The following is a 24,141-nucleotide window of genomic DNA, read 5'->3' as shown; positions in this document are numbered from 1 at the left end:
TGTTGATTTCAATTTCAATAGTTTGACAATCTTAAAAGGCGTTCTGTTACATCGTAAAAGGTAATTTATAAAAAAAACCTTCAAGAGTTTCTGAAGGTTTGATTTATGTAAAGCGTTTAGTTTAAATATAAAAACTGCTTATTTTTTCGGTTTCAAAGAAAGATTATCCAAATAAACGGCTTGATGTACGCCATTCAGCATCACTTTCAAACCTAAGTTACTGTCTTTTTTCAATGAGATGTTGAAGACTTTTTTGTCTTTCCCGATTTTCACAGGTTTTGCGATGGTGGTAAAAGTTTTGGGATTTGAAGCGTTTTGGATGGACAAGATTTCCAATGTCGTTTCTCCGCCGTTGTCTGTAACATCAAGGCTAAGTGTATAGTTTCCCGCTTTGATTTTTGGTGTTACGAGATACATATTTTCCTTAGGCTTGGTCATGGAGTAGAAGATGACCTTTTTATCGCTAGCGTAGAGCATTGCTTCTCCTTTTTGAGCCGTCCAACATTTGTCGATATCCTTCCAAGTATCAAAATTTTCTGTCAATGTGGAGACGGTTTTACACTGTGCATTAGCTGTCACAAATCCGCATAAAGCCACCATTCCTCCGAATATTATTTTTCTCATTTTTGATTAAATATTATGAGGTAAAAATAGGTAAAAAAGCTTGTCTTACAAAGTTATTTTTAATGAATCTAAATAACTTTATAGTATATCATATTTGTAATTATATTATCTATTTGAGAAGATTTAATTCAATCAGATTATTTTCTTTTGCCAGTCTTTCCAGCGCTTGCTGATTTAGTTCCCTGATGATTTCGGAAGATGTTCTGAATTTTCCATCAGCATCTCTTTGGTCAGGTATTCTTCCCACTAAATCAGCTGTTGGGTTTTGACGATAACTTTTAAATTTTTTGATAAATTGATCGTGATTTAACTCAACAATACGGTAATTATGCAGATCAGGATAGACGAACGGTTCCTTTTTAGACTTAATTCCTTTCAGTTCAAACACGTGACTTTTATTGCTGTCTTCAATTTTCAGAATCAAACCAGGTAAACCTTTGAATTTGTACGGTCCATCTTGGATCGGGATTTCTTTTGTAAACCAAGCTGTCCATTTTCTACCTCCGAATTCGGTGGTTGCTTTTTGAACATCATAACTTAGGATTTTAGAAAACTCGGTGGTCAATTTCCAATTGAATTCTACATCTTGTTTTACTTTGTATTTGTCCCAGATCAAGAATGTGGTATGGACCAATTGATTTGAGTTAGGATATTTTGTAACCCACTCATTCACCATCGCACTGCCAGATGGCATAGAATTGATTCCTTTTTGATAGTCTTCAAATTGAGCAGAATCTGATGCATATCTTACGGAACTATAATACTCTGACCTGTCTTTTTGAAAATTCAATATCATTATTTCTGTTTTGATATCTGTTTTGTTCGTCGAATCAGGAATGAATTTGTATTCGTAGAGAAATTGTTTGTTTTGTCCGAAAATAAAATTGGAAAGAAGAATCAGAATTAATAAGTAATTATTTTTCATTTGTTAGAAGTTTTATAAGAGTAAAATTAGCTTGTTTTTTTCTCATTTTCATTCACAAAACTTCACAAACTTTGTTAAATAAAACTTATAAAAGTCACGCTTTCTTACTCTTCAACCTGAAAATCTCCTTCCCATTAAAAACTATCACAGCCAAGAATATCAAGGCATATGAGAATATCTGCAAGCTTCCCAATGGTTCGTGATAAACAACACCAGCCAAGACAAATGCAATGATAGGATTGATGTTCAGTATCATCCCAACTTTGGAAGAACTGATACCCGAAAGTGCATAGAGATTGAGAAGTAATGGAACAATGGTGTACATCACCGCAATGATCTCAATATAGAAATAGAATTTAAGGTCTGTAATAAGACTTCCAGAATAGAAAGGGAAGAATGGTAGTAAGATCAAGGCTGAAAGCAGAATATGGAAATTTAGAACCAGAAATTTATCAAACTGTTTATTTTTGTTTTGGCTCACGAGATATGCAGCATAAGTAAAACCGATAAGGCTGCTATAAAACATATCTATCATTTTGGCATAAGACAACAAAAGACAGCCTAGAAAACTTAGAAAAACCGACAACCATTGGAGTCTGGTCAACTTGTCTTTTAGTAAAAAGTAAGCAAGGATCGTGGTGATGATCGGGCAAACCAAATAAGCCACAGAGGTTGCCCGTACGCTAACATGATTCATCACATAAATAAAAGAAAACCAGTTTGCAGTGAGCAAAATGCTGCTGCCGACATTGAGAATGATCAGATCTTTCTTGTTTTTTTTTGGAATAGATTTGAAATAATTCAGGTTGTCCTTCAGCATTTTTCTTTTGAATAAAACGGAAACGACCGTCATAATGATCGCACAGCTAAACACCCGATAAAAAAGAATGTCCGATGATGCAAAGGAATGAAGTGGCTTCAAAACCAGACTGAATGTGCCCCAAAGGGTGAAAGCACAGATGGCAGCGAGGTAATATCTCAGAGTGTTCAAGTGATCGTAATGTTAGGAATCTTTTATCAATATTGATGGTGCAAAAATAGGGATTTTGCCGTTGATAAAGGGAAGACTCTCCTCAAAACAAAAGTATTTGTGATATAAAAACATAAAAAAGAAGAGAAACAAATTTGAGCTGTCTCTCTTCTTCGGTTAATATAAATTGATCGTTGATTGTCTGGGAAAGAGGGCATCACTGCCCTCCTTATCAATAAATCTAATAAACTATGAATTAGATTTATTTGAATTTTTAATATCAAATTTTTTGCCAAAACTATATGTGAATCACCACTTTATCATTTTTTTTGTTAGAAATGTTTGAAAATTAAATTTTTCCAAGGTATTTCTACATATTCTTCTCTACTTATTTTTAAAATTCTCATCCAGAAAACTGAAAACTTTATCAAAATGCTTAAGAGGTTCCGCATGGCTCCCATCAATTTGTATGTGCTCGGCTTTGTGTTTGAATTTTTTCTCTTTCAAACGATTGATTATCTTTTCTGACATAGGCGTGGATGGGATGATCTCGTCTTTTGTTGCTGAGAGTAATAGAATAGAACCGTTAATATTCTCTACTTTTATCAAGGCTTTATCTTCAGCTGTCTGATCATGCAACATCGCTTCAAATCCTCCTCTGAGGTCATTTTTCATCAAAAAGGGAATAGATTCCTCATTGACAGGAACAAAGGGAAGTTGCTGATTTTGATAGGTCCAGCAAGAACTGGTGAAGTGGTCTGTATGTCCTGGAAACACGACATGACTTGGAACAATAGCCACAATACAACTAATTTCCGGATAGTAACTACCCAACAGCAAAGCCAGGTCGGCACCGCGTGATCCACCGACGATGGCAATCTTTGATCTATTGATCTTTTTGTTCTGAGTTGCTGCAAGAATGGCATTGTGAACATCTTCAATCGCGATTTTGTCCAAAATAGCTGGCGTTCCCTTTGACCCAAAATAACCAATAGCTAAAAAAGCATAACCTTTTCTAAGGAATTCTTCACGCGTTGTTTTCCAGTGATCGCTTGCCCACGCATTGCCACCTTCGGAGCCTCCAAGTCCTATAACTAATGGCTGATTTTCAGATTCTCCTAAATAGAGCAGACTTTCTGTATTTTGCGTTTCTAATTTGATCTGGGCAAAAGAGAGGGTTGTGCCAAGAACTAAGATCGTCAAAAACCATAGTGAAAGTGTAGTTGCTTTGTTCATTTTATTGATTTTAATTACTGAACAAAGTTTAGCAATTGACAGGAGAAAATTTTTGACCTATATCAAATAATTACTTTTCAGCTCTGATTCTGCTAAGGGTTTCCTGAGAAATGCCAAGGTACGAAGCTACCATTCCCAAAGGAATCCTGTGATAAACACCACGATAGACCTCACAAAAATGGAGATACTTTTCCTTTGCGGTTGTAAACCTCATAGATGTGATCCTTTCCATCAGATGTCCAAACACAGTTCCCATCGACAGTCTGGAGTAGCGTTCCATTTCCGGGAAATTTTCGAAGAGGAACATCAGATCATTCACATGAAGGCAAAATGTCTCTGTGTTTTCCAGTGCATCGATGTAATAGATGTCCAACTGTCTCTGGATGAAACTTCGAGGTGAATTGGTCCATTCGCCTTGATCACTGAAATATTCGCTGATCTCTTTTCCGTCTTTGATGAAGTAGGTTCGAACGAGTCCTTTCAGTATAAAATAACTCTTGGTACAGATCGCATCTGCGTCATGAATGAGTTCGCCTTTCTTGAAAGTTTTGAATTTGACGCGTTCTGCCAATTCCTTTTTTAAAGAGTCACTTAGTTTGATGTATTTTTCAAAATGCGGAAAAAGTAATTCTTCTGGATTCATTTTTTAATTGGAACGATGCTTAAGGTAAAGATAATAAATATTCAGGCTTTAAAGCTGATCATTCTCGACTTGCTCCAAATTATCACTCTCCGAATATTTGCTGTTCCATAATGATATCGATGCGTACCAAATATTTGTTCAAAACGTAATGTTCGATTTCCTAAAGCATAGATGATGATGGGTTTTAATTTGGAGCCGATGAGTGCCATCATTATCTGCCAACGAATTTGATAAAGTAAAAGCCGCCGAACAACGCAAAAAAATATATGCAGAAGCAGCGGGAGAAATTATCTCATCGCCGCCGATCATATTCCGTTTCCTGGTTTAGGCAGATTGAGGAAAGATGAAGACGGCTACGAATGGATGATGGTGAATTTTAGCAATTCTGGGAAAACGAGATAAATCGTTACCAACAAGAAAGGCCGAAGTCGTACTTCAGCCTTTTTTATTTTAAAAATTTATCTTTGTTAAAGTGTAAGCTCGGAAGCTAAAATCACTTCTCTGTTTTCCAGTAAAGGAATGATCTGTTTTACTGCAATTTCCTGGTAATGATCGGAGTTTTTATGAGCTTCAATACTTGACATGTCTTTATAACTTTCATTCAATATCAGAGTGTTGATGTCAGCATTGTCTTGATAAATTTTGTAAAATATATTGCCTTCTTCGCTTGTACTTTTTTCAATTAATGAAGGAAGCAGATCCAAAATGGTTTGTAGATTTCCATTTTTCACTTGCCATTTGGCAAAGATGAAGATAGGTTGTGTTTGATTTTCCATGATTAATTTTTTTGATTTAGTAAAGCCACGATTTTCTCTCCAACGCCTCTTGCAGAAGCAGGATTTTGACCAGTCACAAGATTTCCGTCTGCAATGCTGTGCGCAGACCAAGCGGTTTCTGCGTGGAAGATGGCACCTTGTTTCGATAATTCGGTTTGAAGGTCAAAGGGAACATCGGCAATCGCATACATTGATTCTTCTTCGGTAGTGAATGATGTGATATTTTTTCCATTGATCAAATACTCGCCATTGCTAAGTTTTACATTCAACAAAGAAACAGGACCGTGACAAACTGCGCCTACGATTGCGCCACGTTCGTAAGTTTCTGCAATTACTTTTTTCAAGGTTTTATGTTCCGGCATATCGACCATTGGGGCCAATCCACCTGGCGTGAAAACAGCATCGTAAACTGTAGTGTCCACATCGCTTAGTTTGGTTGCTTTTTGCATCTCTGCCCAACCGTCTCCGGTTAAGAATTTGAGATTGTCCGGGTCGCCGGCAAGGTCTAATCCGTCAAGGTAAGGTGTTTCTCCAGTCAATGACGCGAAGTCAATTTGAAATCCTGCCTTATCAAAATCTGCATAAGGATGAGCTACTTCTGGTAAAAATGTTCCGGTTCTTCTGTTGTTCGGACCAATGGCGTTGGCATTGGAAACGATGATCAAGATCTTCTTTTTCATGTCTTTATAACTTTAAATTATTAATTGATTGTTCTATTAATTTGATAAGACAAAAGTAGTCTAGGCAAGCTTCCGAAGAGAAGGGGCTAAGTCACAAAAAAAGTGTGACCAGAATCACACTTTTGAAAATTTTATTTGGAATAAAGTCTGCTGAGCGTTTCCCGGCTCACACCAAGGTATTCAGCAATCAGCTTTTTAGGGATGCTTTGAAGCAGATCAGGATAGAGTTTTGAAAATTCTTCGTAGCGCTGTTGAGGTGTGCTGGAGAGTAATAATTTCACTCTTTGTTGGAGCGCAATGTAGCCGTTGGTCAATTTCATTCTGTAGAAATGTTCCATTTTGTGGAGTTCTGATGATAGTTTTTCTCTTGCTTCCAGAGTTGACACCAAGACTTCTCCAGCTTCGATACATTCGATGTACATGGTGGCTTTTTTGTTTTGAAAAAATGCTTGATAATCGGACATCCACCAGTTTTCTTTGGCAAATTGAAGAATGAACTCTTTCCCTTGCTCGTCCAGATAGAAAACTTTGAAGATGCCTGAGAGAACCAAAAATTCATATGGAACATCATCGCCTTCATTAATTAGAAATTGATTTTTCAAAGTTCGTTTTGTCGTGAAGAATGGTTTGATCAATTCAAACTCATCATCAGACAATGAGACGATCTCTTGGATATGTTGACGCAGTTTTTCCATTGGCTTTTCTTTTTAAAGTGTTTCCTTTGTGATCCACTTTCCGACTGTTGGCGCTTCGTAGTTTTTCATTTTGTTCAACAGATCTTCGATATTATCACTTATAATCAGCATATCCTGGTTCACTTGTTTCAGGAAACCTTTGTCAACTGTTGTTTGGATAAATGCGATCAAAGAATCATAAAATCCATCGATATTAAGAATGGCGATTGGTTTTTTATGAAGACCCAATTGCGCCCATGTCAGCATTTCAAAAAACTCTTCCAACGTTCCGAAACCGCCTGGCAAAGCAATCACACCGTCACAAAGTTCATTCATTTTGGTTTTTCGTTCGTGCATTGTTTCTACCAAAAACAATTCGGTCAAGTGGTTGTGGGCAATTTCTTTTGATCTCAGAAATTTGGGCAAAACGCCAAAAACTTCACCGCCTTTTTCCAGAACGCCATCCGCTACTGCACCCATCAATCCAACGTTGGCACCGCCATAGACCAATCCTATATTTTCTTCCGCCAATTTATTTCCTAATAAAATGGCTTGTGCTTTAAAAATCTCATCGGTTCCGAAGCTGGAACCGCAAAATACTGTTACTCTTTTCATTTTTTATAAATTCTATCTGATCCAGCCTACCAATTTTTTCCACTTCTCCATCTCCGTTTTTCTTTGGGTCAGATCTTTTGGTGGCAAATGATTTTCGTTTTTTGCCTGCGTTCTTATGATCTCTGTTTGTTCCTCCAGCGTATTCAGACCGATGGACTTTCTTCGTTGATTGACTTTATTGATGTCATCAAAATCATTTGGGCTCAATTCTCCATTATTGTCCCAGTCAAATTGGGTTCCGTAAAGTTGCGGTTTATTTCCAAAAGTTGCAATTCGGTCTGTGAGATAGGCGAGATTTCTTGGGTCGGCTTTCTTCTTTTTAACTTCAATTTCCAAAAGTTCGGCGCATTTTTTCATAAACTCAGGTTTTCCGATCGAATGTTGAATCACCAACCAAGCAGAATAAGCTGAATGATTTCCCACTTTTTCTACGGTTGGAAATCCGATGATATCGATAATCTCATTCAAAACTTCAGCATTTTTATTGTGAAGATTTTCCATTTCCTGATTATAACCTTCACCCAATTTTCCTTCAGAAATCAGTTTTTCCCGAAGTTCTAAATCTGCGTTTTGAAGACCAATGATGATTTCTGGAATGTTTTTGAGATGCATAGTTTCGAAATTAATATTCTAAAATTTAAAACAAATAAGAAATGTTAAATTAATAAAAAAGCTGCTGCTGCTAGATAAAACTCAATATATCATTAGTTAGAATCTCTTTCTAAGAATTTAGCATAGATTTGATTTTTCTGATTTGTTTAATAAGGTAAAGTTAAGCTTTGTTCAAAAGAAAAACCTCTCAAAAAGTTGAAAGGTTTTTAACATAAAATTAATATATTGAACAAAATATATTCAGAAATTTCATTAAAAATAAATTATTTCTTTCTCGGTTTTCCAAATGGATTGTAAGAAACACCGATATTAAAATAAAAAGAAGACTTCACACTAGCATCGAAAATATAATCTTTGAAAGTATCTTCTTTCCGGAAAATTCTTGCATTAGGCGTAGATCGCATTCCGGCTTTCAAAGTTCCGATGAAATTAGCTCCCAATTTATGCTCGTAAATGGCTCCGGAATTGATTTCCAACTGCCGGAATTCATATCTTTTGTCCGCATTATAAATATAAAATGCCGTGTTGTCCATCTCAGTTCCGATAGAAACTCTTCCGTTTTGGAACACATTTTTCCGCATCATTATTTTACTTGGAAGGATGATATCTGCAACCCAACCATTATCAAATCTGTGTTTATAAGTAATCACAGGAAGCGGGAAAACAGGAATCTGACCACTTGGATCGATAAGTGCGGCGAGACCTACTGTAAAGGTAGTTTTTGCGTTGGCTTTTACAACTACGGAACCGGTTAACATTCCTCTGATTCTCTCAAAATGCTGCTCGCTTCCGTCTACAGATGCGGTTGCGGAATAAACTGCTGTTTTTCCAAATAATTTTGAGAATCGGGTGAGACTCAATGATTCTGTGTGATAGTGGAAATCCTGTTTATTGCCTTTTTCCTCTGAAAAGATTGATGTTGATTGTTCTGTATTGATAGAAGTATATTTATAATTCAAACTCGTGCTCAGCATCCATTTTGCATTTTTGATGAAGTAAAAGTTTGTGTTTACTTTCACTTGCTGCAAACTTTTGACTTTGTTTTCCTGCAAATCTGATCCGTATAATTGTGATGAATATTTGTAAGGCGTCAATTGTGTGAATTCTACATTAAGATCTCTGGTCTGCGGAAATTTATCTGTGACAAACGCCACCACCTGACGCGGAATACTGTCTTTTTTCTGAGCCAAAATCCTATTCTGGAAAGGAAAAATAGCGAAAGGAATTATTAATTTTTGAAAGTTTTTCATAGTTTATTTTAAAGAATAGATGACAGATTGGAAAAAATTGAATGTGAAAATCCGGTTATAAAAAAGTTCGATTCCATTTTCGATGAGAAAATCGATATGTCTGTTGTAATTGCTGACGTGATCTTCTTCCACAAAGACAAACCAAAGCTCCTGCAGTTGATGTTGTTTTTTGAAAACTTCGGAAGCCAGAAGATCCAATGTGAATTGATGTTTCAAATCGTAAAAAAGAATGCCTTTCATCACGCCATTGTCCTCGATGATATTGATTGGATGACTGATGTAATCAACAACTTTCAGACTTTGATTATAAGATTCGATAAAATGATGAAGGTCGATGAGCTGAATCGTTTTTTCCTCCAGCTGCGATGGCGTCATATAAAAACACTCGATGTCAATCTTTTCTGTCAGTTTTTGAAAAATGTTCAGTTCCATATTATGGTGATTTTTACCGGACAAAGGAATAGAGAATAAGTGCCGCAAAATTATTTTTTATACGAACACCTTTATAATTTATACCAAATCCTGCCTTTCAAAAATTGGTATAATAAAATCCCTGTTTTGTATAATAAAATCCGGATTGAATCCGTTATTAGCTATTTTTGTCATTCATCAAATACCTAATGAGATATAATCACAAGGACATAAAAGAAATGATCGTCATCGATTTTTTGATTGATAGAAAATTCAGGGTTCTGAGACATTTTCTTTTTCTGCTTTTCTTTTTTCTGCTGATGTATAATGCAAGATTCTGGCACGATTTCAAACCGGAATACGAGTATATGATCTTGTTTTTTGTGTACGTTTCGCTTTTGATAATGATCTACATCAATATTTATATTTTGGTTCCGTTGTTTTTCTTTAAAACACATTATCTTTTATATCTCGCACTGTTGATCATTATGGGCGTTGCTGGACTTAATTTGATTGGTTTTTGTTTTACTACTGTTTTTTCGGATTACAGAATTGCTGATCCCATTGATGACAAAAGAGGAATGTATGAAGGTGTACTGATGTGTCTTCCCATCATTCTAATGAGTACAACAGTGAGATTACTGCAGAAATGGACCAATGATAACAAGAGAATCGTAGAGCTTGACAACCTGACGTTGAATATGGAACTGAAAGAACTGCGAAACCAGATCAATCCACATTTTCTCTTCAATATGCTGAATAATGTGAAAGCTTTGATCCGAACTGATCCTGAGAAAGCTTCAACTGTTATTGTGAAATTATCGGAGTTTCTGCGTTATCAATTATATGAAAATAATGAGGAGAAAACCTTGCTGACTTCCGAGATTGAGTTCTTGTCCAACTTCATTAATCTTGAAAAAATAAGACGCGAAAATTTCTGTGTTGAGATCAAAACTGAAACTGATAAAAAGATTTTGAACACGACTTTTATTCCACCAAATCTATTCACAACATTTGTGGAAAATGCCATAAAACACAGCGTGGAAATCAATGATAATCCGTCTTTTGTTCATATTAATATAGAAATTAAAGATAAAAATCTTCTATTTGTCTGTACCAATTCCCGAAATCCAAATTATTCTATTTCAAATGAAAATTACGGTGGACTTGGATTGGCAAATATCAAAAGACGTTTGGAACTTTTGTATCAGGATAAATTCGATTTGAATATCAATTCAACCGATCAAGAATATATTGTAAACCTTAGCATTCCACTATGAATTGTATCATTATAGACGACGAACCTTTAGCAAGAGCAGAGATGCAGTCATTGATCCGGGAAGTTTCAGATCTGGAAATTTTGGGTGATTTTTCCAATGCTTTGACAGCTTTGGAATATCTTAAAACCAATCAGGTTGATCTGATTTTTCTGGACATAGAAATGCCTCTGGGCACAGGTTTGGAATTTGCAGAAATGCTACCGAAACAGACACTTATTATCTTTACAACAGCTTATTCCCAATACGCTTTGAAAAGTTATGAACTGGATGCGATTGATTATTTATTAAAGCCAATCGAAAAGGAAAGACTCGAAAAAGCCATTAACAAAGCAGAGCTTTATAACCAATTACTTTCTCGGGAAACGATCAAAAATACAGTTGAATCCAATACAGCTGACTTTCTTTTCATTAAAGCTGACAGACGTTTTTATAAATTAAATTTTGATGAAATTAAATTCATTGAAGGACTGAAAGATTATGTCGTCATCCATACAAAAACGCAAAAGCTGATCACGGCGATGAATCTTAAAACGATTCATCAGAAGATTCCTGATTCAATATTTCTGAGAGTCAGCAAGTCTTATGTCGTGAATCTCAACTTTATAGACTCTTTTGATAATCACAATATTTATATTGATGAATCTGAAATTCCTCTGGGAGAGGTTTACAGATCGGCATTTTTCACAGCATATTCCGGCGGCTCTCTGAATCTGGAAAATTAGTGGTGATTTTTTTTCTGAATATCAAAAATTGTGTCAAATTTGAAATTAAGTAGACGACAAGGAACGTCAAAAATATTCTGACAAAATCCGGTGAATCATTGTCGGACGAATTCCCGATCATCAGCATAATCCAAACGGTATAAATAATCCCAGCGATCGGAATCAACAAAAAAGTCAGCATTGAAAAATAATAATTGTTTCTTATTTTATTTATTAGATTAAGGAACAAAAGCAGTGAACATATCAGCATTCCAATAAGATAAATCAGTGAATATCCAAGACTCAGCAAGATGTCCAGAATATACAAAAGCGTTTTGAAGAAAGTGTCATTTTCGGACTCAGATTCAGAAATTCCCAATCTGTAAACCACGAATAAAACAAACGCAATCAATACATTGGCTATCCAAAACTTAAATATCAAATTTTTCATTCCTTGATAATTTCCAGACTTTAAAGGCTGATTGTAGGCTCCGTGCATCCTCCTTTTTTGTATTGATGACTGCTTTCATCTTTCAAAGATTCTACCTTTTGTGATTTAGGCTTATAAATGATTTTGAAAGTACGGTTCTGATAATTTTCTGCCTTATCCGGCGTAAAGTTCAGAATGTTTTTCTGTATCGTGTATTTTCCGTCTATGTAACGTAACCTTTGGGATTGCGCATAGATCTGGCCATCTTTTTCCGTCTGACTTTTTTGGGCAGCATCATAATTGTAGGTTGTGATCACAAATCGTGCATTGCTTCCTGCCCATCCATATTCCAGAAGATTTTCCGTCACGTAAACGATTGAATCTTTTTGTTCTTCAGATTTATAAATGAAACATTTTTTTTCATCTTTACTATAATCTTCTAATTTTTTCACTTCTGGTGGCGGAAGGAGTGTCGGTGGTGTTATAGGCGGTGCTTTCTTCGTTTTCTTTTGCTGTCCGAATGTGAGTCCGCTCATCATTATCAGGATAATTACAAATACAGTTTTCATAGTTTTAAATATTTTAAATTTATTCAGCAATATTGCCGCCAAAATCACCTTACTCATTCATTTAATCAGGTTTTGACGTCGTTTGATGAAGTACGACATATTCCCAAGGCTCCATCGTCAATATCAAAGTGGCAGAGACAGGCTGCATTTCTTCATTAAATAAATTCTGATAAATTCCTGTGTCAAACGAGGTATCAAATTGTGAAATGAAAGTTTCTTTGCTCAGATTGATAAAAGTCAGAACCTTATCACCATTCTTTTCCCGTACAAACGCAATGACCTGATCCATTCTGTCATTCATCAATCTGACCATTTCTCCGCCGTAACTGCCGTTCCACAGTGCCTGATTTTTATGTTTTAAATCAAAAAGGGTAGTGTAAAGTGCTTCATTCTCGTGGGATTTCCATTCAATCGGATCTTTTTCGAAAAACTCCAATGACCGGTCAAGTCCAGCTTCCTGTCCACTGTAAACCAGCGGAATGCCGTCCATCAAAAAAGTAAAAACTGTCAATGCTTTCAAAGCTTCACCGAAATTGCTGTACTGATTGCCTTCCCAGGAATTTTTATCGTGATTATCAATAAAATTCATTCGGATTCCGGCTTTTGGAAAGATAGAAACGTGCTCTGCAATGTACGCTTCAGTCAAATTTTTAACGCTGATATGATTGGTAGCAATCAGATGCAGAATATTCCAAAGCGTCCAGTTGTAAGTAGAATCAAAGGCTTTTCTGTGGAGTTCCTTATCTTCAGCTTCTGCCAGCATAAAGATTGGTTTTATTTGATCAAGTTCCGATCTTACATTTTCCCAAAAATCAATAGGGACGAAACTCGCAATATCGCAGCGGTAGCCGTCAATATTATATTTTTCGATCCAGAATTTCATCGCGTCGGTCATATATTTTCGCAATTCCGGATTTCTGTAATCCAGTTCAATAATATCATCATAATCGCGCCATCTTGTGGATTGGAAAGTCCCTTTTCTGGATTTCATGTACCAATCCGGATGTTTTTCTACCAGATCATTATCCCAACTCGTGTGATTGGCAACCCAATCCAAGATCACGTACATTCCCTGTTCGTGAATAGCCTTTACAAGATCAATGAAATCCACTTCGGTTCCAAATTCCGTATTGATTCCCAAATAATCTTTCACCGAATAATAACTTCCCAGACTACCTTTCCTATGAAGTTGTCCAATCGGGTGAATAGGCATTAACCAAATAATATCGATGCCCATTTTCTTCAGTCTCGGAAGTTGTTTTATCACAGCTTTAAAGTTTCCTTCCTCAGAAAACTGGCGAATATTAAGTTCGTAAAGCGTGGCATTCTTCACCCAATCTGGTGTGGTGATCTGAACGTAAGATTTCGGTTGGTATCGGTTGTCGTTTTGCTCTCCCATATGATCATCAATCAAGAATAAAATTTGCAACGAATATCATACCTATCACAGATTTTCTTGTAAATCAATCATCAATCTTTGTTCTTTATTAATTTTTGAAGGTTTTTCACTGTGTTTTTTGATTAAGGTTTGATGTTTGCAAGGAAAAAGCGAGTAAGGTGCAAGACTTTACTCAATTCTTTAAAATTTCTATTTATGATTCCCAAAAAAATACATTATTGTTGGTTTGGTGGCCAACCAAAAACTGAACTGGCTGAACATTGCATCGATTCCTGGAAAAGAATTCACCCTGATTTCGAAATTGTGGAATGGAATGAAAGCAACTCGCCACTAGAAGATAATAATTATGTAAGAGAAGCTTTTGCTCAGAAAAAATGGGCATTTGTATCAGACTATGTTCGTTCCAAAGTCATGTATGACCATGGTGGAATCTATATGGACACGGATATGGAATTGAATTTACCTCTCGATGAATTCCTGGATGAAAAAGCCGTTTGTGGTTTCGAGGTCAAAGGTGTTCCGTATTCTGCGTTTTGGATGGCAGAGCCGAAGCATCAGCTTTCCAAGGACTTTGTAGATTATTATGACAGACAGGAAGGTTTTGTAGAGCGCATCAACACTGATATTTTTTCCGAAATGCTCGAAAACGAATATGGCGCAGACCGATACAGCGATACGATCCAAAAACTGAATCATGGCGTGACCCTTTATCCTTCCGTTTACTTTTCTCAGGATCTGCCGAAGAATTATGTGAGTCATCACTTCAGTGGTTCATGGTTTGGCGGCGACGAGGAAAATACGCATAAAAAGATGGTCAACATCTACGGACTTTTGGAAAGATTGGTCAATCAGCCTGGTGCGGAAAAATCAGTGGAAAGTATTATCAATGAATACAAGATCATCGATGTGAATGATATTTTGAATCTCATTCCGAAAGAAAAAATAGAAGCTTATTTGAAAGATTAGTCAATTTAAATCTCTACTATTTCATAATGATTTGAGAATAGTAGAGATTTTTTTAATAAGCTTTTCCACCAGAAATTTTCAGAACATGTTCTGTTCTGATAGACGGACAACATCTACCATCTGTTTCTGCATACTCAAGTTTTTCGACATAGATTTTTCCATCACTGATCTTTTCAAAGGTAAATAAGTAATTTGGTTCATATCCTGCAATGACTTTCACGTTGGTTCCGGTGTTTTTGTATAAGGCCAATCCTTGCCCAACAAGGGCATTGCCACCATCTTGGGGCGCAAGGGAAAAATAGATCACCACATCCGAAATTCCGTCACCAGTAAAATCCCCTGTATGGCTTTCCTGAAGATCAGGACGAGCGTCGTAGTCATCCAATATTTTTGGTAAATATTCTTCGAATTGTTTTTCAGCGAGTTTTACCGCTTGTTCTGTGGAAATGCTTGCTTGTTTTATCGGTGGTCGTTTCGTTATTACTTGCTTTGCTGCAACGGACGAAATTTGATTTCCATTCGTATTTTCTTTTTTGTTATCACAATTCAATAAGGAAAGAAATGAAATGATCGATCCGAAAAGCAGATGTGTTTTCTTCATGTGGTAGTAGGATTTATTAATGTCCTTATATCATCAGGTCAGATTCTATTTTTACTCCGATTCATTATTGATATAAACAAAATCGCCGGTGTTCATTTTTCCAAAGACTTCAGACTTCAAAGCAGGATCAATGATAAAAAGGTAGCCCAGATAGTGCGGTTCTTTTTCCCCTTCGGAAATCGTGCCCTGGGTTTTATCAACTACGATCTTCATCGTATTATTTTCATTGGTAAAGGAAGTGACGTAGCGGATGATCCTGTCTTTTTCTTTCCATTCGTGGATGGTGAGTTTGTTGTTCCAGCTGCTTTTCATTGTTTTGGAAGCCCCATATTTTGAAGTCAGCTTTTTCAGGAGATTTTCGGCTTGGCTTTTCGTGAGTTCATCTGCCAGACAGCCGAGCGCCTTTATCTTGCCATCCAAAGTACTGGCGATATTGATCTTTTGGAAATATTGACCTTGAAAAACGGCCAGTTGATCATCCATTCCCCAGTTTCTTTGTCTGTATTCTAGACCAATTGCTTTTCGTTCCGGCGTAAATTGGTTAGAAAATGTACTGTCTCTCTGAAACATAATTGAATTTTCTTTTTCGCCATTAATTTCTATTTCATAAGTATCTTGATAATCTTTGCTTTTGTATTTTTCGGGAAGGAGATCTGTTCGTTTTGTATTAAAACTGAATTTTTCCAGATCCAAAGTTCCTTCACCAATTGGTTTCACCTGACCGTCGCAACTTGTGAATAGTAATGTGCTTGCTGCCATTAGAAGTAGAAGATTGTTTTTCATAGGTTATTATTTTTTGGATTTAAGTTTTTACTCAGGAGCTTTGTCATTGATGCAGATTTGAACAGGTATTTTGCCTTCCTTTTTCATATCATTAGGCATTTTGAAGATGAAATTAATAAAGCCTTTCAATTCAGAATAATTTTGATCTACAGATTGATGAATAATGAGATGCTGACTCAGTTTTCCATCCAGCCAATGATAGGCGAGTAGCGGGAATTAATGTGATGTTCTACTCATAAGTATGTTCAGTGATCTCAATTAAGGTCTTGTCACCTTCTTTCCATCTTGTCCAGCCGTCGTAATTTTTGGATTTGTCGAAGTTAAATTCTCTACCAAAACCTTTTTTTAATTTGATCCAATCACCATCAACTTCGGTTACCGTAAAAGGTAAGAATTGATTGTCCTTGCTTTCAAAGATCAAAATTCCGTTTGGCTTGTCGTAGATCGTCAGATTTTTTTTAATAATGAATTCTGATCTTTTCAGATATCTTTCCCATGTTTCAAAAATATTCCAATTTGGGTTGTAATTGGAATCGGGACAGCCGATGCAGTTGTTGTCAAAAAATTGTCGCTCTGTAGTGTAGTAAGCATTTTTCGAATCACGTTTAATGTAAAAAGATTCGTTCAAATTTTCATTGGTAACGACTTTGAAACTCGTTTTAGTAGAATCTACCACACGAAATTTCAGAGCTGGCGGAAATCTCACCAAGCCCATACTTCGATTTTTTTCGCCAGACTTGTAAGAGTCACCTTCGTAGATTGTGTAAGGTTCCAGCTTTAGATTTGTAATGAATTTGGTAATGCCGGACTTTTCGACTTTGAACTTTAAAATGTGAGTCGCGACTGTATCATTGTCATTTTTGTAAAGCGGAATGGGAAATTCTGTGTTGGTTTGCAGAAGTCCGATTCCGATTGGCGTATTCGAAATTTCCTCTTGACCAAAGCAAACAGAGAATTCGAAAAGTGACATTAGGATTAATTTCGATTTCATAAGCTAAGTTTTGGGCAATTAAAATCATTTAAAATTAATAAAAGGAATCGTACAGTTGATCTATTTTTTGATCTTTATCCTGATAATTAGAAAGATATAAAAAATAATCAAAATCAGAATAGAGCTGTAGGTAACCAGATGATCTCTGCCATTGTCACCGAAAAAATAGATGACCAAAGAAACAATGATGATCGGAATTATCAGTAGAAGTTTTGAAAGATAAACCAAATTTTCTGCCTTCAAAGCTTTCTGATATTCAGTTTCCATGTTTAGTTTATCGGGGAAGTTTTCTTTTAAAAATACATTGATATCATTAAGGTTTTGAGGATTTAATTCTCTTGGTCTGATGATCCCGTTTTTGGTAAGGACCGAGAGATTATTATTCTTGAAAACAAATGAATTGATCTCACTTAAACGAAACGTTTTCACGAATTGTTTTGGATTCAGCGCATAAGATTTGTAATCATTGTCTTCTGTGTGGAGACATTTTAAGGTTTTGAAGTCCAAAGAAAAAACCTCGAAAGTATCATCTTTCCTTAAGTATTTAAAACTTTGATAGATCGAGTCATAAAAAAATAAAGGCGACAAAAATAGGGAAGTAGCAATGACTTCCACCAGTTCTATTTCAGGGATCAATGAGATCAGGACCATCGATAAAATGTAAACGATGATCAGAAATGAAAACCTAGGCTGGAATTTTTGGTTCAGAAATATCAATAGAAAAATCAACAGCAGTGCAATCCCATTTCTCCAATTGTAAATGATTCCCAGCAATGCCAATATCAAAAACAAACCCGTGAAAACCAACTGCATCAGCTCGTTCTTTTTTCCAAAATTCTTGATGGTTATGCTTAGTTTTTTAGATTCCATATTTTATTTAATCCTTGTTGGAAGAGATTTGATTCATAAAGTCATCAAAATCCCCCATGTCCTCATTTGAAATAAAACTGCTGTCGTCATTAGGAAAATCCTCTGTCCAAAAAATGTGGTCTGCGATCATATTCGGATCTTCATTTTTTGGGAATAGCTCTATGATGTAACTGATCTTATTCTCGGGGTCATGATCTTCATCTTCATGATCGAAAAGTTGTTTGACAATCACCTTATAAAATCCATTTTCCAAGTCAACTTTCAGATCTTTGTTCAAATCATCAGGCAATTCTGTATCTTTAAATTGTAAGGTAGAAGTAAGGTCTGTCCAATTGACGAGAAACAGTTTTCCGTCCGTCACTTCAATACTGCTTTCAAACTTCCGAAAATGATTTTCATTAGTTTGTTCATTAATTAAGAATCCGATTGTCCACTCATCATCCCAAGCGGTATTGAAAACGATCAAATTGTCCTTATTCGTTTCCAAAAGAAAATGGTTCAACTCTTTCCACGACCAAGTTTCCTTGTGATCCAAGGCATGGTTGTATTTTTCTGTATTAGCTAAGGCTATGATGGAACCGTCTGCAATGATATTGAGTTTTTTCATTTTGATTTCAAGATTTAGATTTTATCAATTTTTAATTATCATTCAGCATCGTTAAAAAAATCAACAATCGAAGTGTTTTCGAAAAGGTGTTTGGTTTTTTTTGTTTTTTCCGTTTTGGTTTCTGTTGGCATATCTTCTTCCATCGTATTGGTTTCAGATGTTGTTATTTCTCCTTTGGAATAATCATAATTGATCGTTGTACTACCGCCTGCACCTCTAAAGTTGCCCTCAATATCTGTAAGTACAAGGTCATTGCCCATGTATTTGAAGCCTGCGAAAATATTGCCACTCGGCCCAATGCTGTACAAATTGATGTTGAGTTTCCCTTTTGTAATGTCTATATCTTCTGTATCGAAAAATTTAAAATCATGTTCATTATATTCGATAGGAAAAGTGATTTTGGAGATCTTATCCAGACGAAATGTATTATCTTTCTGACGCAGAAGCACAAGCATTGGACGGGCGACTTTGTTATCTGTTACAAATGTGAGGACGATTACTGCATCAGATAGGCCATCACTATTCAGGTCACCGTTGGCCTCGTATTGGATCTCGTAAGGATATGGCGCGAAGTCTTTTGCTGTCTTTCCTTTTTCTGGATATTCTACATTTTCGTCTGGCTCATCATTCATTTCGGTATATTCTCCGGCGCTGGCTGTGTCCGATGGAACTGGTTTCAGCGTGTCAGCTTCTATCTTTTCGGTTTGCTTTTCATCTTTTTTGCAGGATTGTAGCATGATGCAAATGATCAGTGAAAGGACGAGGTAAAGGTTGATTTGTTTTTTCATGTTATTAGTTTTGATTTGGAGTTTAACTTGATCGGAAATCAAATCGCACCTTAGTATAGTTTGAGTCCATTCCCAGCTTTAGGGCGATACAGATAAAGTTGAATGTAGGTTGTAGTTCCGATATCGTTACCTTTTTTCTTGAATCCGCCCCAAAGTGCTGATTTTTCATTATTTAATTTTTCCAGAGAAACCAATTTTCCCTTGTTGTAAAAGGTTATTTTGTATTTTTCTATGGGCTTCAGATCAAAAAATTCTAAATCTGGATTGGTTCTGAATTGATAATCATTGTCCCAACTATTTTTGATTTCTTCAGAAGAAAGATACATTTGCTGTGCAAGTCTTTTTTCTTTGTCATAATGAATGTTGGCAAGATCATCCTTTGTTCCCTTCATATAGATGTCTCTCACTTCATTATATTTTGTAACCACTTCTTTTTCTAAGGCTTTTAGCTTGTCTTTATCGGTCGTAAAAAGTACTTCGGCATTTTCTAAAGTGTTGATTTTATAAGGAACATTGGCTTCAAAAGTAAAACTGTCTTCAAAATAATTTTTCCCATCAAAGGTAGAAACTTCTTTACCTTCAACCATTTTCTGAGGCGTAATGTAATTTTTCACTTCTTCCTCATCACCCCAACTATTATCTTTATCAATGAGAGATTTTACTATATTTATTTGAACACCAGAGTTTTTCATCAATGTTGGATGCATGGATTTGGTATTCTGATTGAATCCAGGTGACAAACGAATGGTAATTTTTTGCGGCCCTTTTTGTGTAATGTCCCAATTGAGAGGGAAATACGAACCTGACAGGCCACCTCCGGAATTGTCTTTGTATTTGATAACGGGATGGTCATTAATTAAAATTTCAAAGGAGCAATTATTTGTTGTAATACTGGCACCGTAATGTGGTTCTTTCTTGAAATGTTCGATCTCGTTTCCAATATTATAAATGTCTTTTTCTGATTTATCAGTGCTTTGCCCATTACAACTTGCCGTAAATAGCAATATAAATTGTAGGCAAAGGATTATATTTAATTTCATCATCGTATTGTTTTTTTTCTGGATTCTGACTTAGTATTATTAAAAATGATGTGTCAATTTTTATTCGTAATACCAATAGGCAAAGTAGGTCTCGCTGTTCTTACAGATCTCATCAATGTTCAATTCATCAGTTTTGTCATATTCAAATTCTTTTATGATCTTTTTTATTTCCAATTGGTATTTTTCGTCTTTAGAAACCGAGTATTTTTCACACAAACATTTTGAAAGGTCCATCTTTCCGTTGTGATAATTAAAACCCTCATACTCGCGCCCGAAAAGTGACATCTGATAAGTTGCTTCGCAATCCAGTGCTGTTATTTCTTTTGAGATTTTGGGATTGATCAGCCAAAAGATCCCGAGCGCCAGAATAATCGAAAGTGTTAAAATGATCCAGGTCTTTTTCTTCATAAGTACTTTATTTAAAGATGCAAAAAATGTAATTTACTAGTCGTACTAAAGATAATTAAATATTTTAAAATATCAGAGACGCTGATTTTAACTGATTTCGCTTTTATCCACTTTATCAATCAAATGCTCCAAGATCTCTGCTGTAGATTTTCTACTCAATTGATTCACAGATTGTCCTGTCCAGATACTTACAAATTCTGAGTTTTTATCTGCTTTAGCAGCTTTTCTCAAGGCGTTCGTCAATTTGTTTTGGTAAGGATAAGGAAGTATGAATTCTGTATTTTCCACTGATTCGATGAAGGTATTTTTGATACCTCTCGCATAGCGACCAGAAAAACTTTTGGTGAGAATGATGTCTTCCTCCTTCGAATCATTCAAACGTTGTTTCTCAAAGTCTTGTAGCGCGCTTTCCTGAGAACCCATCAACATCGTTCCAACTTGGAAACCTTGTGCGCCTAAAGTTTTGGTAGCCAATAATGTTCGATGGTTGTAAATTCCGCCGGCGTAGACTATCGGTATTTTTACAGCATCATAAACCTGAGACAAGAGAGATAGACCACCAATTTGAGGAATATTGTAATTTTCAAAACTTCCCCTGTGTCCGCCAGCTTCGATGCCTTGAACACAAATGATATCGATGCCTGAATTTTCTAAGATCACAGCTTCATTCACAGAGGTACAAGTTCCAATTAAGATAGTTCCGTTGTTTTTCAGTTTCTCAATGCTTTCTGAATCCAGGTTTCCAAAAGTAAAACTTACAATTTTACAATCCTCAGTAATGATGGCTTTAATCTGCTCATGATATGAATTCAGTTTGATATCCTCTAGATTGGGAAACTCAACTTCTAAATGATTTTTTTTGGACAATTCCTGTAAGAAGCTTTTCGTTTTATCGTAATTAATTCTAAGTTCATCTGTCACTTCCGGAATCTGATGCACGAAGATATTGACGGAAAAATTTTTGGCGGTCAATTGTTTTGTTTGTCTTATCAATTTGGAACAGTCGTTCCCACTCATATCACCTAAAGCCAGCGAACCTAAACAATTGGCATTTGAAGCTGCAGCGACCATTTCTGGTGTGGAGACACCAAACATCGGTGCTTGGATGATTGGATATTTGATGTCTAATACTTGAGAGATATTATTTTGCCAGTTCATTATTTTCAGGTTTTAATATTCTGTTTTGTTTATTCATGTAATTTAAACAAACAAAATTCACGATTGCAAGTGGTATCCAAAAAGGTGATTCAAAAAATAAAGCGAAAATAAACATTGGAATAATGCCTTTCAATGCCGCTGTCATGATATTGTCCATTGGTAAACGCATTCCCACAGAAGTGAAAATGCAGGCAACCAACATTCCAAAAAGACTCAAAAGAATCGAGATTCCTGCAAGTTGCCATTTTGTAATCGGATTACTTTCCAACTTATAAAAGACAACACCGTAAACAGTTGTGATGATCACAGAAATAGAGATACGGTATATTATATAAACGTCAGGAAACATCAGTAGCGCCAGATTTCCAACCAGGAGATTCACGGCAATACAGACCAAGAACAATAAAATACTTCGTCGCTTCATTCTAATTTTTCCAATATTATTCTTCAGCGTATTCGAATGTCTGATCGATCTTTTCGTACGGGACAATTTCGGCTAATATTTTTTTTAATTCGATATCGGATAACAGACCTCTTCGGGTTTCCTTTCTTCCTTTTGGTAATTCGAAGTCATAATCAATGATCTTTCGTGAGAAGATGTCTTGCAAAATTTGACTCTGCTTTTCTGTTAAATATTTGGTATGAGTCTTTAAAGTATTGCTGAGATTAGTTTTAAACTCATCGTCATCTACATCATTGTAAGTATCTTGTTCAGACATGTTGGTCAATACGGCTTTGAAGATATAATCTTGTAGATTTTTCGCAAGATAGTTCGCTTCGTTGCTGTCATGCCAGAGAAGAACAATAGGAATGTCATCCTGATCTTGCTCTGAAACCAAGAAGCAATAATGGTCTCCAGCCTAGCTTTGACCAAACGGAATGAATTTGAACTCAGGTTTGATCTGTTGATAGTTTTCGGGATCAGAAAGTTCTTTGATGGCTTCGTCCACCGCTTTTGGGTTTAATAGCTCAAAGTCATATGAGTGCAGTAGGAGTGTGGGTTGGTCTTTTATTGTTGGGAAGATGTCATTGTACCAGTTGGGACCGTAATCACCGACATCCAGCATTCCGTCTGTTTCCAGTTCTTTGTAAAGTTGAGGATATTGGAATTGGTTTTCTTTTTCAATTTCTGCGAGAGTCATAGTTTATTTTTTGATTTGTAACTCCCATTTTTCAACAAAAATCATACCTTCAAAATATAAATTTTATTGAACCTTGAATCAAATTCAAAGTTTTGCTATTTCGAAATTTGTTTGATTTTAAGATTTTTAAAATCGATGGAGGAACCTTCGTAGTTCAAAGAAATTCTACCTTCTACGGATGTAGCTTCTGTAGCTTCATTGACTAATTTTCCATTCAGATATTGGGTAATTTTTCCGTTGAAAGATTTGATGACGATAGCATTCCAATCGCCATAAGGTTTTTCATTTTCCAAGAATTTGGGTGAAGTCACGCTAGCGCCGGGCTCAACGAGTTTTCCGTTTACTTTTGCAGTGACTTGATCCAAAAAGACAAAATCTCCGGTCGTGTTTTCTTTGATCTGAAATTGGATACCTTTTGGCCAGACCTTATCCGGCGAGTCGGTCGGAATATTGTACATCACGCCGCTGTTTTTCTTGCCTTTTCCTATGTATTGCTCATCCAGATTCCAACGGTAGTCCAGCGTCAGTTCGAAGTTGGAATAGCTTTTTTTAGACATCAGATACCCCACATTTTCGCCGTGCATTCTGATGATGCCATCCGAGAACTCGTAAATTTTTGTAGGTTCTTGTTTCTCATTACTTGTTTTGGTGTAGGCGTACCAATCATTCTCTGACCAGGTTTTTTGCTGGGTGGTGCAGGAGGTTAGGATGAGGAGGAAAAAGAGTATGAGGGTTGTTTTTTTGAGCATTTTGTTGTCTTTAATAAAAGAATAATAACGTTTTGCAGCTTGGCGAAGTGGCGGATTTAGAAGCACTTACTTTCAATTTAGCACTAATGTTTATTAGAAATCCGAATGTTCAATTTAGCACTGAACCCGCCATTTTGCCAAACTGCTGTTGAACTAAACCTTCGGTAGCTTTCCCAATCGCATAAATCAGTTACTTTGTAAAGTTAATTAAAAAATCAATAGAATGGCTACAAAAAAAAGAGT

At 36.0% G+C, this 24,141-nt stretch carries 30 protein-coding genes; 3 read left to right on the top strand and 27 right to left on the bottom strand.

The window, feature by feature from the left end:
- Window positions 1–138: 138 nt before the first annotated feature.
- The 12 genes from AXA65_RS04185 to AXA65_RS04130 all read right to left on the bottom strand — a co-directional run bounded on the left by AXA65_RS04185 (window position 139) and on the right by AXA65_RS04130 (window position 9,437).
- On the bottom strand, window positions 139–624 hold the full coding sequence (locus AXA65_RS04185; protein WP_063968866.1) for a hypothetical protein: 486 nt from the start codon (window positions 622–624) through the stop codon (window positions 139–141).
- A 109-nt stretch (window positions 625–733) separates the two neighbouring features.
- Window positions 734–1,549 carry a GLPGLI family protein gene (locus AXA65_RS04180; protein WP_063968865.1) on the bottom strand — a complete coding sequence of 272 codons (816 nt, stop codon included), beginning with the start codon at window positions 1,547–1,549 and terminating at the stop codon, window positions 734–736.
- A 94-nt stretch (window positions 1,550–1,643) separates the two neighbouring features.
- Window positions 1,644–2,540 carry an EamA family transporter gene (locus AXA65_RS04175; protein WP_063968864.1) on the bottom strand — a complete coding sequence of 299 codons (897 nt, stop codon included), beginning with the start codon at window positions 2,538–2,540 and terminating at the stop codon, window positions 1,644–1,646.
- Window positions 2,541–2,903: 363 nt separating this feature from the next.
- On the bottom strand, window positions 2,904–3,755 hold the full coding sequence (locus tag AXA65_RS04170) for an acyl-CoA thioester hydrolase/BAAT C-terminal domain-containing protein (protein WP_063968863.1): 852 nt from the start codon (window positions 3,753–3,755) through the stop codon (window positions 2,904–2,906).
- 70 nt (window positions 3,756–3,825) lie between these two features.
- A complete protein-coding gene (locus AXA65_RS04165; RefSeq protein ID WP_063968862.1) occupies window positions 3,826–4,398 on the bottom strand; it encodes a Crp/Fnr family transcriptional regulator in 573 nt (190 codons plus the stop codon).
- A 467-nt stretch (window positions 4,399–4,865) separates the two neighbouring features.
- Window positions 4,866–5,174, bottom strand: coding sequence for a putative quinol monooxygenase (locus AXA65_RS04160; protein WP_063968861.1), 309 nt, complete (start codon window positions 5,172–5,174; stop codon window positions 4,866–4,868).
- Between the two features lie 2 nt (window positions 5,175–5,176).
- Window positions 5,177–5,854: a type 1 glutamine amidotransferase domain-containing protein gene (locus AXA65_RS04155; protein WP_063968860.1), complete on the bottom strand. Its 678-nt coding sequence runs from the start codon at window positions 5,852–5,854 to the stop codon at window positions 5,177–5,179.
- Between the two features lie 131 nt (window positions 5,855–5,985).
- A complete protein-coding gene (locus AXA65_RS04150) occupies window positions 5,986–6,549 on the bottom strand; it encodes a Crp/Fnr family transcriptional regulator (protein ID WP_063968859.1) in 564 nt (187 codons plus the stop codon).
- 12 nt (window positions 6,550–6,561) lie between these two features.
- Entirely contained in the window at window positions 6,562–7,143 is a 582-nt protein-coding gene (locus tag AXA65_RS04145) for a TIGR00730 family Rossman fold protein (RefSeq protein ID WP_063968858.1), read from the bottom strand.
- 12 nt (window positions 7,144–7,155) lie between these two features.
- Window positions 7,156–7,755, bottom strand: a complete 600-nt coding sequence (locus AXA65_RS04140; protein WP_063968857.1) for a DUF6624 domain-containing protein — start codon at window positions 7,753–7,755, stop codon at window positions 7,156–7,158.
- A gap of 263 nt (window positions 7,756–8,018) precedes the next feature.
- Window positions 8,019–9,005 (bottom strand): DUF6268 family outer membrane beta-barrel protein, encoded by a 987-nt coding sequence (locus AXA65_RS04135; protein ID WP_063968856.1) that lies wholly within the window; start codon window positions 9,003–9,005, stop codon window positions 8,019–8,021.
- Between the two features lie 3 nt (window positions 9,006–9,008).
- Window positions 9,009–9,437 (bottom strand): hypothetical protein, encoded by a 429-nt coding sequence (locus AXA65_RS04130; RefSeq protein WP_063968855.1) that lies wholly within the window; start codon window positions 9,435–9,437, stop codon window positions 9,009–9,011.
- Between the two features lie 188 nt (window positions 9,438–9,625).
- Between AXA65_RS04130 and AXA65_RS04125 the strand changes: the two genes are divergently transcribed.
- Window positions 9,626–10,696 (top strand): sensor histidine kinase, encoded by a 1,071-nt coding sequence (locus tag AXA65_RS04125; protein ID WP_063968854.1) that lies wholly within the window; start codon window positions 9,626–9,628, stop codon window positions 10,694–10,696.
- Window positions 10,693–11,418 carry a LytR/AlgR family response regulator transcription factor gene (locus tag AXA65_RS04120; RefSeq protein ID WP_063968853.1) on the top strand — a complete coding sequence of 242 codons (726 nt, stop codon included), beginning with the start codon at window positions 10,693–10,695 and terminating at the stop codon, window positions 11,416–11,418. The genes AXA65_RS04125 and AXA65_RS04120 overlap by 4 nt, the downstream gene beginning before the upstream one ends.
- A 450-nt stretch (window positions 11,419–11,868) precedes the next feature.
- On the opposite strand, the gene AXA65_RS04110 is transcribed toward AXA65_RS04120, so the two are convergent.
- Together AXA65_RS04110 and AXA65_RS04105 are read right to left on the bottom strand one after the other, a co-directional pair.
- Window positions 11,869–12,396 (bottom strand): hypothetical protein, encoded by a 528-nt coding sequence (locus AXA65_RS04110; protein ID WP_131797766.1) that lies wholly within the window; start codon window positions 12,394–12,396, stop codon window positions 11,869–11,871.
- A gap of 61 nt (window positions 12,397–12,457) precedes the next feature.
- Window positions 12,458–13,795 carry an alpha-amylase family glycosyl hydrolase gene (locus AXA65_RS04105; RefSeq protein WP_063968965.1) on the bottom strand — a complete coding sequence of 446 codons (1,338 nt, stop codon included), beginning with the start codon at window positions 13,793–13,795 and terminating at the stop codon, window positions 12,458–12,460.
- A 195-nt stretch (window positions 13,796–13,990) separates the two neighbouring features.
- Here AXA65_RS04105 and AXA65_RS04100 point away from each other — a divergent pair, with 195 nt between their 5' ends.
- The gene (locus AXA65_RS04100) at window positions 13,991–14,761 is read left to right on the top strand and encodes a glycosyltransferase family 32 protein (RefSeq protein ID WP_063968851.1); all 771 of its coding nucleotides are present in this window, start codon (window positions 13,991–13,993) and stop codon (window positions 14,759–14,761) included.
- Window positions 14,762–14,813: 52 nt separating this feature from the next.
- Here AXA65_RS04100 and AXA65_RS04095 read toward each other — a convergent pair whose 3' ends face one another.
- The 13 genes from AXA65_RS04095 to AXA65_RS04040 form a co-directional block, all read right to left on the bottom strand.
- On the bottom strand, window positions 14,814–15,362 hold the full coding sequence (locus AXA65_RS04095) for a hypothetical protein (RefSeq protein ID WP_063968850.1): 549 nt from the start codon (window positions 15,360–15,362) through the stop codon (window positions 14,814–14,816).
- 51 nt (window positions 15,363–15,413) lie between these two features.
- Window positions 15,414–16,145 carry a hypothetical protein gene (locus AXA65_RS04090; RefSeq protein WP_131797765.1) on the bottom strand — a complete coding sequence of 244 codons (732 nt, stop codon included), beginning with the start codon at window positions 16,143–16,145 and terminating at the stop codon, window positions 15,414–15,416.
- Window positions 16,146–16,374: 229 nt separating this feature from the next.
- On the bottom strand, window positions 16,375–17,136 hold the full coding sequence (locus AXA65_RS04085; RefSeq protein WP_131797764.1) for a hypothetical protein: 762 nt from the start codon (window positions 17,134–17,136) through the stop codon (window positions 16,375–16,377).
- A gap of 60 nt (window positions 17,137–17,196) precedes the next feature.
- The gene (locus tag AXA65_RS04080) at window positions 17,197–18,006 is read right to left on the bottom strand and encodes a hypothetical protein (protein WP_063968847.1); all 810 of its coding nucleotides are present in this window, start codon (window positions 18,004–18,006) and stop codon (window positions 17,197–17,199) included.
- A gap of 7 nt (window positions 18,007–18,013) precedes the next feature.
- Window positions 18,014–18,613 (bottom strand): hypothetical protein, encoded by a 600-nt coding sequence (locus AXA65_RS04075; protein WP_063968846.1) that lies wholly within the window; start codon window positions 18,611–18,613, stop codon window positions 18,014–18,016.
- Between the two features lie 38 nt (window positions 18,614–18,651).
- Complete coding sequence (locus AXA65_RS04070; RefSeq protein ID WP_131797763.1) at window positions 18,652–19,401, bottom strand: hypothetical protein; 750 nt, start codon at window positions 19,399–19,401, stop codon at window positions 18,652–18,654.
- Window positions 19,402–19,451: 50 nt separating this feature from the next.
- Window positions 19,452–20,441 (bottom strand): hypothetical protein, encoded by a 990-nt coding sequence (locus AXA65_RS04065; protein WP_131797762.1) that lies wholly within the window; start codon window positions 20,439–20,441, stop codon window positions 19,452–19,454.
- Between the two features lie 60 nt (window positions 20,442–20,501).
- Window positions 20,502–20,849, bottom strand: a complete 348-nt coding sequence (locus AXA65_RS04060; RefSeq protein ID WP_063968843.1) for a hypothetical protein — start codon at window positions 20,847–20,849, stop codon at window positions 20,502–20,504.
- Between the two features lie 87 nt (window positions 20,850–20,936).
- Window positions 20,937–22,007: an NAD(P)H-dependent flavin oxidoreductase gene (locus AXA65_RS04055; protein WP_063968842.1), complete on the bottom strand. Its 1,071-nt coding sequence runs from the start codon at window positions 22,005–22,007 to the stop codon at window positions 20,937–20,939.
- Window positions 21,991–22,431, bottom strand: coding sequence for a hypothetical protein (locus AXA65_RS04050; protein ID WP_063968841.1), 441 nt, complete (start codon window positions 22,429–22,431; stop codon window positions 21,991–21,993). The genes AXA65_RS04055 and AXA65_RS04050 overlap by 17 nt, the downstream gene beginning before the upstream one ends.
- A gap of 16 nt (window positions 22,432–22,447) precedes the next feature.
- Window positions 22,448–22,846, bottom strand: coding sequence for a hypothetical protein (locus AXA65_RS20085; RefSeq protein WP_228391616.1), 399 nt, complete (start codon window positions 22,844–22,846; stop codon window positions 22,448–22,450).
- Window positions 22,847–22,867: 21 nt separating this feature from the next.
- On the bottom strand, window positions 22,868–23,149 hold the full coding sequence (locus tag AXA65_RS20080) for a hypothetical protein (protein ID WP_228391615.1): 282 nt from the start codon (window positions 23,147–23,149) through the stop codon (window positions 22,868–22,870).
- A 95-nt stretch (window positions 23,150–23,244) separates the two neighbouring features.
- Window positions 23,245–23,898, bottom strand: a complete 654-nt coding sequence (locus AXA65_RS04040) for a DUF1080 domain-containing protein (RefSeq protein WP_063968964.1) — start codon at window positions 23,896–23,898, stop codon at window positions 23,245–23,247.
- Between the last annotated feature and the right edge of the window lie 243 nt (window positions 23,899–24,141).

Origin of the sequence: Chryseobacterium sp. FP211-J200 (genome assembly GCF_001643375.1) — a bacterium.
Lineage (GTDB): Bacteria > Bacteroidota > Bacteroidia > Flavobacteriales > Weeksellaceae > Epilithonimonas > Epilithonimonas ginsengisoli.
The sequence above is the reverse complement of the archived record's forward strand: the minus strand, read 5'-3'. Positions and strand labels throughout refer to the sequence as shown.